The organism is Longitalea arenae, from assembly GCF_016924755.1.
GTDB classification, from domain to species: domain Bacteria; phylum Bacteroidota; class Bacteroidia; order Chitinophagales; family Chitinophagaceae; genus Niastella; species Niastella arenae.
Map to the genome: position 1 here is coordinate 764105 of NZ_JAFFJX010000002.1, position 15815 is coordinate 779919.

At 45.0% G+C, this 15815-nt stretch carries 12 protein-coding genes; 3 read left to right on the plus strand and 9 right to left on the minus strand.

Annotated elements, in window-relative coordinates:
- Positions 1-97: 97 nt before the first annotated feature.
- Positions 98-793, minus strand: a complete 696-nt coding sequence (locus JT717_RS07855) for an alpha/beta fold hydrolase (protein ID WP_205509647.1) — start codon at positions 791-793, stop codon at positions 98-100.
- 527 nt (positions 794-1320) lie between these two features.
- Here JT717_RS07855 and JT717_RS07860 point away from each other — a divergent pair.
- Entirely contained in the window at positions 1321-1656 is a 336-nt protein-coding gene (locus JT717_RS07860) for a hypothetical protein (RefSeq protein WP_205509648.1), read from the plus strand.
- A gap of 10 nt (positions 1657-1666) precedes the next feature.
- Here the strand turns inward: JT717_RS07860 and JT717_RS07865 are convergent, their stop codons facing one another.
- The 7 genes from JT717_RS07865 to JT717_RS28355 all read right to left on the minus strand — a co-directional run bounded on the left by JT717_RS07865 (position 1667) and on the right by JT717_RS28355 (position 12583).
- Positions 1667-3097, minus strand: a complete 1431-nt coding sequence (locus tag JT717_RS07865; protein ID WP_205509649.1) for a RagB/SusD family nutrient uptake outer membrane protein — start codon at positions 3095-3097, stop codon at positions 1667-1669.
- Positions 3098-3106: 9 nt separating this feature from the next.
- Positions 3107-6358, minus strand: coding sequence for a SusC/RagA family TonB-linked outer membrane protein (locus JT717_RS07870; RefSeq protein WP_205509650.1), 3252 nt, complete (start codon positions 6356-6358; stop codon positions 3107-3109).
- Between the two features lie 523 nt (positions 6359-6881).
- On the minus strand, positions 6882-8111 hold the full coding sequence (locus tag JT717_RS07875; protein ID WP_205509651.1) for a FecR family protein: 1230 nt from the start codon (positions 8109-8111) through the stop codon (positions 6882-6884).
- Positions 8112-8253: 142 nt separating this feature from the next.
- The gene (locus tag JT717_RS07880) at positions 8254-8856 is read right to left on the minus strand and encodes an RNA polymerase sigma factor (RefSeq protein ID WP_205509652.1); all 603 of its coding nucleotides are present in this window, start codon (positions 8854-8856) and stop codon (positions 8254-8256) included.
- Between the two features lie 569 nt (positions 8857-9425).
- A complete protein-coding gene (locus JT717_RS07885) occupies positions 9426-11006 on the minus strand; it encodes an ArnT family glycosyltransferase (RefSeq protein WP_205509653.1) in 1581 nt (526 codons plus the stop codon).
- Positions 10987-11910 carry a lysylphosphatidylglycerol synthase transmembrane domain-containing protein gene (locus tag JT717_RS07890; RefSeq protein WP_205509654.1) on the minus strand — a complete coding sequence of 308 codons (924 nt, stop codon included), beginning with the start codon at positions 11908-11910 and terminating at the stop codon, positions 10987-10989. The genes JT717_RS07885 and JT717_RS07890 overlap by 20 nt, the downstream gene beginning before the upstream one ends.
- 16 nt (positions 11911-11926) lie before the next feature.
- Positions 11927-12583, minus strand: coding sequence for a phosphatase PAP2 family protein (locus JT717_RS28355; RefSeq protein WP_205509655.1), 657 nt, complete (start codon positions 12581-12583; stop codon positions 11927-11929).
- Positions 12584-12762: 179 nt separating this feature from the next.
- Here JT717_RS28355 and JT717_RS07900 point away from each other — a divergent pair, with 179 nt between their 5' ends.
- Positions 12763-13368 (plus strand): GDSL-type esterase/lipase family protein, encoded by a 606-nt coding sequence (locus JT717_RS07900; protein ID WP_205509656.1) that lies wholly within the window; start codon positions 12763-12765, stop codon positions 13366-13368.
- 96 nt (positions 13369-13464) lie between these two features.
- On the plus strand, positions 13465-14142 hold the full coding sequence (locus JT717_RS07905) for an esterase family protein (protein WP_240347883.1): 678 nt from the start codon (positions 13465-13467) through the stop codon (positions 14140-14142).
- Here the strand turns inward: JT717_RS07905 and JT717_RS07910 are convergent.
- The gene (locus JT717_RS07910) at positions 14109-15809 is read right to left on the minus strand and encodes an ArnT family glycosyltransferase (RefSeq protein ID WP_205509658.1); all 1701 of its coding nucleotides are present in this window, start codon (positions 15807-15809) and stop codon (positions 14109-14111) included. The genes JT717_RS07905 and JT717_RS07910 overlap by 34 nt on opposite strands.
- Positions 15810-15815 lie beyond the last annotated feature (6 nt).

Genomic DNA, 15815 nt, shown 5'->3' on the forward strand with positions numbered 1-15815 from the left:
GATTGGGGGATTCCGATGCTGCGATTTCGGGATTTAAAAAATTGAAAACCATTTACCGGAAAGTAAATGGTTTTTTTATTGGCCGGGCAAAGCCAATTCAGGCTCTTTCCCTTATGAACCCATCGATCAAAAACGCTAATAACGACAGGTTTACCTGTTCAAAAGCGTGGGGAGTGCCTGGTAAAACACCGAACCGGGCATTCGGTAATTGTTTATAAACGGCAAGGGTTTCTTCCAGGGTCACCATCTTGTCGCGGTCACCTAATAATACCAGGCTCGGTGTCGTAATTGTCGCATAATCTTCTGGTTGTAAGGTATTATTATTGCCAAGGGCTGTAAGCAGTTGTCTGGTCTTATCGAGCAAAACCAGCCAGTCGTTGGGTGCATGCCGTTCTTGTAATTGAGCAGCGAAAGCCGGTACTTTTTCCCGGATGATGTTGCCGTCGAGCATCTTTACTTCTCTGGCAGCTGTTTTTTCATCCCAGTGAAATTTAGTGGCCAGGGTAACCAGCTTATTGACCTTAGCCGGAAGGTGTTTGGCCAGGTACATGGCGGCATAACCACCCATGCTGTAACCGAATATATTTGTCTGTTCAATCCCTGATTCCTGTAAATATTCGGCTATTTGTTCGCTAAAGAGGGGAATGGAGAGATTTTTTTCGGGAAATGGCCGCCCACCATGACCGCTAAAGTTGAAAGTATGGATTTGGTATGAATTGTGCAAAGCAGTGGCCAACGGTTCCATTTGGTCTTTGCTGCCTAAAGCGCCATGTAGTAAAAGAAGGTGTTGCATCGGAGATATTATAAGTTTCAAATATAAAAAATCAATAACAAGTGTAAACACATATAACTAACATATGATAAAGAAGCATATGCAAGCCAGGGATATTCATTAATAATTATCAGTGAGCGTCTTGTATGTACCAACTTCTTTTCATGTGGAAGCTCTATATTGCAAATTCTTTTTGTCAAATTTATTAGTGCGTTGTTTAATATAATAAAGGGGGCCTGTTTTCTGTAAGGGGGGAATTATTCGCTACACCATCAGATGCCAAATGAAATAAACCTGTACCGGGTACCAAGGGTTTGTAGCAATATTGTACTTCCTTCATTTATACTTCCCTGTATCAAAAATAAAATATAATCCGCATTGCCATATGTAATGCTCAGCCTTTTACGGGGTGCCCGTTTAAAGGTATTTCGTCGCCCATACATTACGGGATTGCCGGTGGCCATCAAAAAATATTGTAACAGCGTTGGTCCAACGCCGTTTGAAACAGTTTGTCTATTATTTTCACACCATAAAAAACCGAATCGAATATGAAAAAGATGATCGCGATCTTCGTACTGGCATGTACGTTTTCTGCTGCCGCTGTTAAAGCCAATACTAATGCAGCCATTGAAGCAACCAATGCTTTCATTCAACCATTCAATCAGTCCTATGCCCTGAGTAACGATTATCTTTGGTTCACCGACGCTGACCTTACGAACCCGACCGGATCTTATTGCGACATCTGGTATGAAATGCAATGCCTGCGGAACATATTTCCGGGTTACTCATTTTCTCATGTTCATTATGCGGGACTTACTCCCTTTGAATATGGGTATAGCGCACCGTTTTATTATGCCACTATTTTCAGCAATTTGCCCCGATAGCAGTAATGCCTTAATAACCCTCATTTTGGATTAAGGCCGGGTTTCGGATACGTTCTACGCCTGGTATCGGCCAAAGGGCAGCACTGGTTTTCCAGGTATCAGGACGGCATACGCGCATTACTTCATCAATGCGTTTTTGTCCGGGAACTGTTGCAGTATAGGCCGGCCATCGTTTCAGATCGAACCAACGGTGCCCCCATTCGGCAAAAAGTTCAATGCGCCGTTCCTGTTCTATGGCAACCAATGCCTGACTTTGAGAAGTAAAATGGGTCAGATCTGGCAACCCCGCCCTTTTTCTTATGGTGTTCAGATCACTGACAGCTTCCGCCAGTCGATCCAACCTGGCATAAGCTTCCGCACGAATACAATATTGTTCTGCCAATCGCAGGACCATATTGTATTCTTCCCGGGAAGCACTGTTATTTAATTTATATTTCCAGGGGGAGTTGTATGGTTTGCCACCACTGGTCACAGTTCTTATCCATACGCGGCGTTTATCAATGGGATCAATTTTTTTCATTAGTGAATCACTAAGTATGAAAGCGGGTCTTGCGGTAGGGCTTATAGGAACAAACAAAAAACCTTCCGCTGTATTATAGGCATCGATCACCGGCATAAACTGCAGAATAGCTTCCCGGCTTTTGTACCGGAATGTTTTTAAGAGGTCTGTTTCCAACTGGTAAGTACCCGATTGAATGACCTCTGTGGCGGCTGATGCTGCGTTGGTCCATTCTCCAAGATATAGATAGAGCCTGGCTTGAAAGGCTTTTACCGCCAGCCGGTTTACCCGGATGCGAACATCCGGGAAATCAGGTGTTGTTACATACGTGTCGGTTAATAAATTTTCAGCTTCCTGCAGGTCTGCCATCATTTGAACGTAAACAGCATCAACCGGTATTCTTGGTATTTTGGCGTTGTTAGTGTAATCGGTCGTGAGTACCAATGGAACATCTCCAAACAAATTCACCAGGTAGAAATAGTTAAAAGCCCGCAGGAAATGGGCTTCTCCCAGTAACTGATTCCGTAAAGAGGGAGTGATCGCCTTATTATCGGTGAGTCCCGCTATTGCATCATTACATTGATAAATATACGCATAACTCAGGGTCCATACTTCCCATACCGTATTATTATCTACTGGTATGGTGTTTGATAAAAAGGGCTGGTCCTGGTCTAATGGGCTCCAGCGGTCCAGCTCCCCGGAAGCAAGGCCCGCGTACCGGCTCATATAACCATTGGATGGTCCAAATCTTTCCATCATTTTGTAATAAATACCGATCAGTGCAGCCTGCGCCAGCGAATCGCTGGTATAGACCTGCGGAGTTATTACTTTGTCAGGAGGGCCTCCCGCATCTAATAATTTATTACAGCCGCAGATAAGCAACAGTACTGCAACCAGCAGCACTGAAACCATCCTTGTATATGTCGATCTGTACGCAGGCATATGCTCAATTTATAACGTTATTTGCACACCAATCGTAATGGTCTTTTGCAGCGGTAAGCTAAAAGGGACCTGTAATTCCGGATCGGCGCCTTCAAATGAAGTGACCGTAAAGAGGTTCTCGGCACTGGTGTACACACTGGCTCCTTTTATATGTTGTTTTTTGCAAAATCTTTCGGAGAAAACATAAGATAATTGTGCTGTTTTCAATCGCAGATAAGATGCATCCACCAACTGAGCATCCGAATTGAGCCAGTTGTTAATTCCATTTTGAATAGGAACTGAACCAAGCGAACTAACCTTTTGCCAGGCCGCTTCGTCTCCCGGCTGGCGCCAGCGGTTTTCCAATTCACTGGGTTGATTGCTGAAAAGGTCCTGATTGAGTTTACCCGGATGTAACTGATAGCTATACATGTAAGACACAAAATGCGGTGCTTTCTGTTTACGGAACTCAAAGTAAGTAGTCAATTCCACTTGTTTATACCGTAGTGAATTGTGCAGGCCGCCAAAGTATACAGGATCCAGTTTGCCCGCCAGCCGCTCATTGGGATCAGCAATGGTAAACAAGCCTGAACTGGCATCAACACCTGTAAATCGCTGCGTGATCACAATGTTCATCGGTTGGCCGGTCATCAAATTCTTATTATAGGTGGAGTTTTCCAGATCATCGAAGCGCACCAGTTTGTTTTGTGGCACTGCCAGGGTCAATTTGCTGCACAATGAAAAATTGCCCCATGCTTTTTTAAACGCTGCATCTACTTCAAGACCTGTATTTTGAATGATGGCGGGAAAATTCTGCACAACACTTCCAAAACCTACCTGGCCCGGAGGTAAATAAGTGATCACCTGGTTCCTGCTCCGGTTCCGATACCCTGCAATAGTTGCGCTAAACTGATCGTTTAAACGCAGTTCCAGGCCGGCTTCCAGTTTACGGGTCACTTCCCATTGGTAATAGGGGTTAGCCAATCCATTGGGATATAAACCGGTTATACCCTGGTATTGTCTGGCCGCTTTATTCCAGGTATTCAAATAAGCATAGTCACCGATCTGGTCATTACCCGTTGAACCATAACTGGCCCTGAATTTCGCGTAACTATTCGAGCCCGCCTGCTTACTGCCTTCCCAGAAGATCCAGCCGGCGCCAATAGCGCCAAAACTGGCATACCGTTGTTCTGGTCCAAACCGCGAGGATCCGTCGCGGCGGGCCGTTACACTCAAAAAATACCGGTTCTTGTAATTGAACTTAAACCGGGCGAAGATCGACAGAAACAAATACTTCGATTTTTGAGGTGTGTAGTCAGATGCGGTTGCTGCTGAAGGTATGCCTAATAAACCATCATCGGTATACCCAGTATAACTGCGTACCCATTGGTCGTTCAGCTGGGATGACCAGAAAGCGCCTAATACCCCCTGTACCTGGATCTTTTGCCAAAGCGAATCGGTATAGTGTAAACCAGGTTCCACCATCCAGGTGGTAAACAGGTTACTGGCTTCATCGTAACGGCCGGTTTGACCTAAGTCCGGATCATAAGCACTCATTGGGAACCTGGCTTTCTCTTCCACGTGGATCTGCTGATAACCCACAGAAGTTTCCAGCCGCAGCTTTGAGAAGATTTTATATTGAACGTAGGTATGTAATAAAGTGTTACCGGTTTGAATGTTGTCATTCAGGCGGAAATAACTTAGGGGGTTGCGGAAGGAAACGCCATTTTCCTGCCAGGTCAAATTGCCTGCACTGTCTGTTAATGCAGGCGCATTCGGCGCCAGTAAGGTGGCATTCATAATATTTTCGGTGAGCCATTTGTTCTCTGCCGTAGAATAGTAAGCAGATATGCCCGTTTTTAATTTCCGGTTCTTTGAACGGTAGTAGAAGTCTGACAACAGCGACCATCTTTTGCCGTAGATATTGGAAGGCAACACCGCGGTTTGACTGCTGTACCCGCCATTTAAGAGGAATTGAAACAGTGAATCGCCCTGCGAAAATGAGAAGTGTTGGTTCAGGCTGTTGGAAGTGCCATTCAACAGCAGTTTGTTTACATCCGTGTAGCGGGTGCTATCCCATAAGAAAAGATCGGGTGCATTGGCCGGTGTGGGCGTGATATTGTCATTTTTAAATGCTTCTTTACGCATGGCCAGGTATTGATCCGTATTCATCAGGGACATGGCGGGCAATGAACGGCCGGCGCCATAGGACACTGAGACGGTCAAACGCGGTTGTTTTGAGCTGCCTTTTTTCGTGGTGATCAGGATGACACCGTTGGCGCCGCGGGCCCCGTAAATGGCAGTGGCTTCCGCGTCTTTCAACACCGTAATGGTTTCAATATCCAGTGGATTGATCGTGAAGAAGGGATCAAAGCCGGCGGCTGAAATACCGGGCGCCTGAGGTTCGCCCACCATGGTGGTCAGTTGATTTACGGGCCGCAGGGAAGGGGCCCAGGGCACCCCATTCACTACAAACAACGGCGTGTTGGAAGGCCGGTAATTTAACTCCGAAACAGGCCCGATGGAGGTTGGCCCCCTGAACTGAAATTTATGGGTGGCGCCGGCTAAACCGCTTGTTGGCGGTGCGAAAATGCCCGAAACATTTTGCTGAATGATCTTTAACACATCGCCTTCCGGTATACTGTTTACCTTTAATTGCGCTACCCCGGCCGTATTCCCTTTTTCTTTCGTTGAATACCCTCGCACAACCGCTACTTCCAGGTTGGGATTTTGCAACTCCAGCCGGATAGTAAGCGGCTGCTGGCTTCTTTTCCAGGGAATATAAACAGGTTTATAATTTACATAGCTTATTTCAAGCGTGTCGTCGATACTCCAGGCAATGCTGAATGCTCCCTGGTTATTGGTGGTTATTCCGATCCGTTTCAAGCGCAATTGCACCGATGCATCGGGCAGGGGAGCGCCTGTTTCATTAAGCACAATGCCCTGCACGCGGTATTCAAAATGTGCGCGGCTCTCTGCGATCTGTTGCGGCGTTTTCTTTTCAATTATAAAATGATTCGCAATAAAGCGGAAATTCAGGAAGGGCTGGTCTGCAAATATGCGGTGGAGTAAGCTGTCATCTACTGGTTGTAAGGGAACATATACGGGTGTCGCCAGCTTCAACAACCTTTTATCATACACCTCAGTTTTAATTACACCTTTCGCTTTCAAGATTCTGATCACTTTTTCCAGGGAATACGCCGGTCCGCCAGGATTTTCCTCCTGTGCTTTTGCGATACTTACACAACATACCATAACCAAATAACCAAGGATCTTTTTCATACGGTGTGTTATTTCCGGCATTCTGGTTCTGTTAAATAATCCAGGGTTATCGCTATCACTATCAGGTAAATACGGAATACACCTTTAAAAGCTGCCCCCTGGTCGTGTTTGCGTAACTGATACCTGGCTTGGTTAGATATCTGTTATGAAGTTATAAAAATGATGGTTTTTTCAGGGTTCTTTTTTCTCAAATGCTCCGTATTAAGCTGTATTACAAGTTTCCACTTACCTGTATTCATCATCGTTATAAAATCAGTATCGCCCGCATCTCCGGATCTTAAAATCCGGACGAGCAGGCGATAAGGTTAAAAGTTATGTGTTGGCTGCACATGCAGCTTTAGGTGGGAATCCCTTGTAATATGTGGTTAAAATAGGAATGCTGAGCAGTTTTAGAAAAAACTACTCAGCTATCGGCGATGCAATGTTCAAAGGAGGTTTAATGGAACATAATGGTATCTCTGCGAAGTACAGCCTGTACTATAAGTTCTTATATATCTTTATTCATTTATATTTTAAGGGTTAGTTATTTTTTTTCCCTGGCCACCACCGTACCGTCCTGTAACGTGAACTGAACGCTTAGGTTCGTGTTCAGCAATTCCAGCACCGAATTAAGGGCCGTGTTCTTTTCAATGGTACCCGTTAAGGTTGTGGTTTCAGGGGTACCTGCTTCTATTTTTGTATTTACGTTATACCAGCGTTTTATTTGATCAAGAATTGACCGTACAGATTCCCCTTCCAGGTTGATCTTTCCATTCTTCCAGGCAAGCGCCTGCGCCATTTCTTCTTTCGATTTGTTCCTGACCCTGATGCTGTCACCTGAACTGACGGCCTGTTGATTTGGTTTTATGCGTTGTAACTGCCTGCCCTGTTGTACCGAAACAGATCCATTTACCAGGGTGGTAGTAACCAGCTTATCAGTATCGTATGCTTTTACGTTGAACGTAGTGCCGGTCACTTTCACTTCTGTGCCCTGTGCGAATACGCGGAAGGGTTTTGATCTATTTTCAGCCACTTCGAAAAAGCCTTCCCCCATTATTTCAACCTTGCGGTCGCTGCCCGTAAAAGCGATCGGATAGCGCAATGATGAACCGGCATTCAACCATACTTTTGAGCCGTCGGCTAACGTAACCTTATATTCGCGCCCGTATGGGATCCTCAGATTATTCAACACCTCACTGCCTGTAATTTGGTTGGTAGTATTCCTGTATTCTATCTGGTTGTTGCCCTCTTTGCTGATCTCTGTTTGATCCTGCCGGATGATAATACCATCAGGTGCGGTATCAAGGTCGATTTGCCGCTTATCTGTCAGGGTAAGTATCGCGTGCTGCCTGTCTGATTCAACGGTTTTGTTTACAACAGGGACATTATTTTGAGCGGGTACATGCTGGTTATTGATAAACCGGTAAAGGGCAAAAACACCTGCAATACCTGTTAGAGCGGCCGCTGCAAGCATCCAGCTGCGTTTCACGATCCTGGCCGTTGGCTGGGGCGCTATGGCAGTTTCCCGAAAGGGCGCCTGCGTAATGGAATGTGCGGCTTCTATACTTTCCCATACTTCGTCCTTTTTATTCTCCAGCTTATCATAAAGGCCTGCATATTCCAGTATCCGGGGGTCTTCTGCATCTACCTTCATATAATCCGAAGCTTTGCCAGAGGTCCACTCCTCACAAATTTCCTGTTCATCTCGAGTCAACGGCGCATCATCGTTTTTCCCCAAAGCGAGTTGGGTTATATTGCCAGATATTGCGTTCATTTTTTTCGATTTGTAAGGTGTTTGGTAATAAGGTTTAATGTCATGTTATGTTACCCCCAAGATCAGTGTGAAGTATTCTTCTTTTATAGTAAAACAACAGACAGAAGCAAAACATGAAGAAACCCCAAAACATTTTTTTCAATTAGCCGAAACAGAGTTTACAAAGTAAGGCCAGTAGTATAATTACGACAGGAATGCCATATTTACCGCCGTTCTGCTCTATGAATTCCCGGAGCTGTTTTATTCCTTTTGATTTTTGGGTATATACCTGGTTGGGACTAATATTCAGTGCTTTAGCTATTTCATCGGGTTGCTTGTTCTCCATGGTTAACCGGATCACCGCTGCACACTGCTTTTCCAACTTACCTAGTCCGGCTTTAACCAGCCTGTGCAAATGATCCATTTCATATTTTTTATTGATAACCGGTTCTTCGGTCAGGGGCATATTCTCCTGCAGCTGTTTTCTGAATGGATCTTCTTTCTGGGCGGCTCTTAAATAATTGAGTGCTCCATTTCGTACGGAAATATATAAATAGGCTTTTAACTGCTCAACCGCATTGAAGGTGAGCTTTTTGCCCAGTAATTTCGTAATGGCTGAGATGGCAATATCCTCCGACTCGTCTTCATTTTCGATCATCCGGTATACAAATACCGTTAGCTCGGCAAAAGTGGCTTTGAATAATTCCGCATGTGCAGAAGGTTCATCATTGTTTAATCTAACAAGAAGATCGTTCGTGATATGCATTAGTACTCATTTTAGGATTTCCCGGAATAGGGATAACAAATGATACCCGACAGAGTTGATCTCTCGGTTAACAGCATCAATTGTCACAACGCAGAAGAATTACACGAACTTTGGGGAGAACAAGGTTTTGCGACGCAAGATTAAACAATAATTCTTTTTAATGCAAACGATTGTTCGTATAAATTTATTTTTAACATATTCGTGACTGTAAGCGGAAACAGTAGCGGGATTCTTTCCCGGTTCAGGAAACGAAACTCTTATTTTTAAGGAAATTCATTTCTCTTATAATGCCTGAGGCATTTTAAGCCTGCGGCATACTTATCTAGGAGATCTATCCACAATGCAGATTTAGTTATCCCGCTTAAGCCGGGCATTTCTCCTTGCGATAGCACCCACGATCCCGTTGATTATCGGAACTGTATTCCATTATCACATTATCAAATTATCACATTATCACATTATCACATTATCAAATTATCACATTGTTACTCTGCTTGCGCCAGCATCCCAAAACCCGTTGATTATCGGAACTGTATTCCATTATCACATTATCAAATTATCAAATTGCTTCACCGCCCCCTTACCAGCACCGTCGTAGCCGTTTCAAACAGATCCCGTTCTTTAGCTAATAACTTAAACGGTATCCCTTCCAGCTCGGGCAAATGATTTTCGCGGGAAATGATCACCGCTTGCGGGTTGGCCGTGATAAGCTGCCGCACCTGCGCCGCATCGGCTAACATCTTTACCGGTTTGTTCAAATAGAAGTTAAAAGCCGGATTATAGATCTTGTATGAATATACCTGCTCATTCCTATGCAGCAAGGGCAAGGTTCTCGTGACCGGGTTATGCTGGTAAACGGCGGGATAGCCAATGCTCAGGAATAAAAAATTAAAGACGGAATAACCGGCGATGATCGCATGCATGGCTTTTTTCAATCCTTCTTTCCTGAAATACCACCAGCTGCTGGCTGCAGTAAGAACCGGCACAATGAACAGGAGAGCCCAGGCGCGGAAAGCCTGGGTAGCTGTTTCAAGTCCCAGCCCGATCCAGGCAGCCGTTAACAACAGCACATTAATGACGAGTAACAACCACAGGGGATATCGTTTTACAGCAATCTGTCCGGTGATGGCTTTATTGAGGAAATACCCCAGTAAAACCGCCATAAACGGGTAACAGGGCATGGGGTAATTCGGTAATTTGGTACCCGACACACTGAAAAAAACTATGAATACGACTGTAACGTACATGCACAGCCTGACATAGGTATTTCTATGGAAGATGCGTATTTTCTTTACCAGTTCCCCGCAGAAAACAGAAACCGGTAATAACCCTATTAGCACAAAAAGCGGCACCATGATGAACAATCCGCCATGGCCTTCCATGGCTTCCCCAAAGCGGCTAAAATTATGGCGGAAGAAGAATTCCCGGGTAAATGCGCCATTGGTTGCCTGATGAACCATGAGGTACCAGGGCAGGGCAATCAGTATGATAACGGCTACATATAAGCCCGTTTTCCAGGAAAATAAGAGGTCGTATTTTTTTTGCGAAAGAGCCCACCAGATCAATACGGCAGCTGGCAACACCAATGCTACCGGTCCTTTAGCCAGGCAAGCCAGCGCAGCAGCCACGGCCGATAAAAGCAACCATTTTATCGTTCGCTCCTGGGCATACGCATAAAAGCAGAATATACCCGCTGTTATAAAAAAGATCAGGTAGGGGTCGGGCACCGACATGCGGAACTCAAACAAAAAATGCGTACTCACCAGCAAAACGGCCACCGACCAGATAGCGGTGCCATAGCTCACAAAGCGTTTGGTAAAATACCAGGTTATCCAGATCGTTAACCAGCCAAATACAGCGGAAAAGAAACGGGCGGCAAAGGCATTCATGCCAAACAGGTGATAGGCCACCTGCATGAAATAATAATGTAATGGCGGTTTATGAGGCCGCAGTTCTCCATTAAATGTAGGAACGATCAGGTCATGGCGCTCCATCATTTCCCGGGCTGCCTGGGCATTCCGCGCTTCATCGAGAATATACATGGGCGTGGAACCGATACCGGCTACCAGGAGGATGGCGGCAAGGACAAATAACCAGGCGGCTTTATTATTGCGTAATTGCAAAAAGACATTATTCTGTTGGTATGTCATACGACGGTAATGCAGGTTTTGGCGTATTGATTTGTAATGGATCGATGAATATAAAAGGCAGTCCGGGTAACGAGGAGGCAACGGTGGCGCCATAAAACAAGAGGCTGGCGATTACCGATACGGTATTATCTAATCCCAGCATATGGGCGCCCCAGAGGAAAACAACTTCACGGGCGCCGAGTCCGCCAATGGTAAATGGCAGCACCGCCACCACAGAGGAAATTAAAAAGATAAGCATATACTGTTCAATATGCACCTGGATGTGCAAAGCCTGCAAAATGCAGTACATGCACAGCACCTGGAACAGCTGCACCGCCAAACTCCATAAGAATGTGGGAATAAATCCTGCCAGGAAATAAGAGAAGAAAATTTTTATGAGGAAGTAGAAGAGAGGAATGGTAAAAATGATGCCGCTCATCAGCCAAACACTATAGTAACCACCATTAAAAGCGATGATCCAGAAAATGCCCAGCAACAAACCCAGAGCCATCAAACCGCTGAACCTGTCGAGTAATACCGCGGCAGTGGTTTTTTTATAAGCCACATTGAACTGTTTGGAAAGCCGTACCACTTTATAGGCATCGCCGCTGATGGATCCTGGTAAAAATAAATTATAGAACATGCCCAGCCAGTATAACCGGATGTTCTTCCATTCAGACAAATGCACATCGATATTGCGGAAATAGATATTCAACCGGAAGGAAGAAAAAAGTTTGGAGATCATAAAAGCAGCAATTCCCAGTACAATGGCAAGCGGATTGGCTACCGAAAGAACGCCGGCCAGTTTTTTGAGATCTATTTTATGGGAAATATACCAGATACACAAAGCCGTGATCAGGATCTTGATGAGCAATTTTATTATTTTTCGCAGCTTTTCAGACGGCATACGGAATGTAAGTATCATGAAACAAGGTTTTAAGTTATTGTAATTGCATATTACCTTCCTTATTCACAGCTACCCATTCAATTTTCACCTGGCGCAGATACCAGTATACCAGCATGGCCGACAGCACACCGATCAGAGCCCCTGCCACCACATCGGCCAGGAAATGCTGCCCCAGGTAAATGCGGGAATAGCCGGTAATGATGGCCGTGATCAGGTAGATCAGTGAAAATCGTTTATCATTCGTATTCAGGACCAGCAGAACAGCGAGCGCAAAAACCGAGCTGGTATGGCCCGAGGGAAAGCTGGTATAACCGGCATGGGTTACCCCATCAATAAAATAGGGATATTCAACAGAACTGATGATGGCATGAGGCCTGGGGGCATGTATCCACCGCTTCAGCAGCTGGGCAATGATGCCTGAAAGCAGGTAAGCGGTGATCACCTGCATAGCCAGGGCCGTTCTTTCCGCCAGTAAAAGAAGCAGGAAAACAGCAATGGAAAATACGCCATCGCCGAGTAAGGTATAGTTCTGAAAAAAAGTATCGAGATATAGCGTATGGATGGTATTTAAACGAAAGAAAAGCGCTTTGCCGGAATAAGCAGCCAGGCAGGCCCCGCTTAACAGAAGGACGGAAGTGAGTACAGTCCAGAAAACAGGATCAGCCTTATAAATACGAATGAATCCCTTCACCGGTTTTTGACAAATCTATCCGGGTTATGCTACTTCAATGTTATAGCAAGGTTACCAGTTTGTTACCGGCCCTCTTGCTCAATTATACAATTTAATGGTAATTGCTGTAATTTAGATGCGGAATGCCCGTCATGCAACATCTATTTCACTGTTAAAACCGCTATAAGTAATTCAATAAAATGATCTGGTACGAAAACGACGTTAAGAAACTGGAAGCATTAAAAGGCACATTACCGTACACTCCGGAAACTATCTTTTATGGCAGCTCTTCCATACGATTGTGGGAAGATATGTATGATGATCTGCAGCCATTCCATCCCGTTAACCTGGGATTTGGCGGATCGACCCTGGCTGCCTGCGTGTGGTTTTTCGATCGCATTATGGAACCGTATAACCCACGGCATATCGTTTGTTATGCAGGAGAGAACGATCTCGGCGATGGCCGGACGCCAGAAGAAGTGTATATATTTTTCCGGCAGTTGCAGCTTTGTTTGCAAAAGCGCTTTCCGGCGGTGCCTGTAACCTATATTTCCATAAAACCAAGTATTGCCCGCTGGAACCTGCAACAACAGGTGCGTTATACCAATCTGCTGATCCGGGAGGAGATTGAAAAAAGCAAAACCCCCTTTTATTTCCTCAACATTTTCGATCGCATGCTCGATGACAGCGGGCAGCCGGCAAAAGAACTGTATGAGGCAGATGGTTTGCATTTGACCCGGAAAGGATATCTGATCTGGAAAGAAGCTTTGCTGCAGCATTTCGCATCGGTCTTCAAAATTTCATAACAGGCAGGGATCGTCTTTTTGCCGAACTTGTCTGTCATTTACAAACCAATGAACCGGAAATATTATAAGTGGTATAGTCCTTCGTTAACCAGGCATATGGAACTGCTTGTTTTCGGTCATGCAGGAGCTTCGGTACTTTTCTTCCCAACCCGCACCGCCCGCTTTTATGATTATGAGAACTGGAAGATCGTAGGCGCGATACAGGATAAAATTGAACAGGGCCTTCTGCAATTGTTTTGTGTTGACAGTGTTGACGCGGAAAGTTTTTATGCGCATATTCCGCCAGCCAAAAAAATCGCGCGCCACCTCCAATATGAACATTATATTTTGCAGGAAGTGTTGCCCCTCATCATGTTCAGGAGTAAATTCAGTTCCCTGGTGGCGGCAGGTTGCAGCCTCGGGGGCTATCATGCCGTGAATATTGCGTTTAAATACCCGCAGTTTTTTAATAAAGTATTGGCCATGAGCGCCCGCTATGATCTTACACTATCTGCGCAAACATTCCCCGACCTGTTCAATGGCTATGTTGACGAAACCATTTACTATAACATGCCCAGTATGTACATCCCCAACTTAACTGATCCGGAATTGCTTGATAAGATCCGTAAATTGTCTATCAGTTTGGTGGTTGGTAAAGAGGATCCATTTTACGACAATAACAAACACCTGAGCGCCGCCCTCACCAGTAAGAATATTAAGCATGAATTGTATATCTGGGACGATGAAGCACACCGGCCACATCACTGGCGAAAAATGGTAAGGTTGTATTTGTGAATACGGGCGATCACAAAAACATCAATGGCCTTTTCGCGCGTTCGGTGGTACAGGAAGCTTCCCGTAAGCTGGCTGATATGAAAATGCGGAAACTGTGCTATTACCTGAAGCTGGTAACCCATTTTTTGCAGCGAATCCGTTTTCTCCTTCGACGTATATATTATCACCTCTTTTTGCAGGGCATCGAGCTGCTGCTGATCGATCTTCTGCACAGCGCCCTTATAATAGAATTGAAAGGCATATTCCGAAGACACGTCATTAAACATATATACAGTACCAGGATCTTGCTTATTCAGCAGGGCAGCCGCTGCATTGCCCGATTGATAGCGGAACAAGAGCGGGTAAAACAGTGCGTTCAAAAACAAATTCACCACCATTGCTGCGGCAAAAGATCTGGCCAATACATGCTGCAGGGAATAACCGGGAAATAAGCGGACGCAAACAAACGCCAACAACGCCAGCAGAACGATGGCCGGTATTTTGAACGGCAGATCAACCACAAAGATCAATGCGATGCAGGCCAAAAATAACAGGTAATACAAGGCCTGCTGGCTATAGGTGACGGCTTTCGTGAGCCCTTTATGCGTAAGGTTCATCAGCCAGTTGGCCACGATAATGGCGAAGAAAGGATAGAGGATATTTAAATAATGGGGCAGCTGGAACCGCGATAATGAAAAGACGAGAAATCCTACCAGCGCAATACCGCTACAAATGAAATTACCGGATGGTGTAATTACCCGGCGGAAATTTTTGACAGCCGTTCCAACCAGCATGAATAAAATAAGGGACCAGGGCAGAAAAGCCCATAACAAAGTATGCACATAAAATAACTTGTCGCCTTTACCTTTTATAGGACCGGTATTGAAAAACCGGCCAAACTGGCTGTCCCAGAAAAAGAAGCGGATGCCTGATACATTTTGCTGACCGAAGATCCATTTTTCCGGATGCCGGTCAAACTGCAGGTATAAACTGACCAGTTCGGGCATAATGAATAATAACACCAGTACCATACTTACATACCAGCGATAGTTGAGGAATTGCTTCCATTCTTTTTTGATGATCCAGTCAATTACAAAGCCGGCCATCACCATACAAATAATAAATATGCCTTTGGTCATTACGGCAAATGCCAGTAATAAAGAGCCGGCGACATAGTGTCTCCATTTATTATTTTTATAAGCCAGGTAATAATAATAGGCGGCGCCTATCATCAGCCCGGTCAAATAAGGTTCGGCCCGCACATCGTTATTGGAAAGCATCAAATGCTCAATGGAAAGATAAATGAGAACGGCCCATATAGCAGTTTGTTTATTATATGATTTGCCGGCAAAAGCATAGGTGTAAGAGGCCCCGGCCAACCAGAAAAGCAGTGCGGGAAATTTATAGGCAAATGAATTGATGCCAAAAAGTTTAAAGCTCAAAGCGGTTATCCAGAAAGGGAAATGAGGTTTATCGAGCCAGTCATTACCTTCCATCATCAAATTCACAAAGTCGCCGGAAAGCGCCATGTTTTTGGCAATGGTGGCATACAGGGCGCCGTCGGGTTCAAGTATCGGCAAAAACAAACCACTGGCATTAACAATAATACCAATGACGCTTAACCAAAGAAACCAGGCAGGATACGGATCTTTTTTGCTGAGATCAACGGATGGTGACAAATGCATCATATTCGG

Coding starts and splice junctions, on each gene's coding strand:
- JT717_RS07855 (WP_205509647.1), bottom strand. CDS start 793: ATGCAACACCTTCTTTTACTACATGGCGCTTTAGGCAGCAAAGACCAA.
- JT717_RS07860 (WP_205509648.1), top strand. CDS start 1,321: ATGAAAAAGATGATCGCGATCTTCGTACTGGCATGTACGTTTTCTGCT.
- JT717_RS07865 (WP_205509649.1), bottom strand. CDS start 3,097: ATGCCTGCGTACAGATCGACATATACAAGGATGGTTTCAGTGCTGCTG.
- JT717_RS07870 (WP_205509650.1), bottom strand. CDS start 6,358: ATGAAAAAGATCCTTGGTTATTTGGTTATGGTATGTTGTGTAAGTATC.
- JT717_RS07875 (WP_205509651.1), bottom strand. CDS start 8,111: ATGAACGCAATATCTGGCAATATAACCCAACTCGCTTTGGGGAAAAAC.
- JT717_RS07880 (WP_205509652.1), bottom strand. CDS start 8,856: ATGCATATCACGAACGATCTTCTTGTTAGATTAAACAATGATGAACCT.
- JT717_RS07885 (WP_205509653.1), bottom strand. CDS start 11,006: ATGACATACCAACAGAATAATGTCTTTTTGCAATTACGCAATAATAAA.
- JT717_RS07890 (WP_205509654.1), bottom strand. CDS start 11,910: ATGATACTTACATTCCGTATGCCGTCTGAAAAGCTGCGAAAAATAATA.
- JT717_RS07900 (WP_205509656.1), top strand. CDS start 12,763: ATGATCTGGTACGAAAACGACGTTAAGAAACTGGAAGCATTAAAAGGC.
- JT717_RS07905 (WP_240347883.1), top strand. CDS start 13,465: ATGGAACTGCTTGTTTTCGGTCATGCAGGAGCTTCGGTACTTTTCTTC.
- JT717_RS07910 (WP_205509658.1), bottom strand. CDS start 15,809: ATGATGCATTTGTCACCATCCGTTGATCTCAGCAAAAAAGATCCGTAT.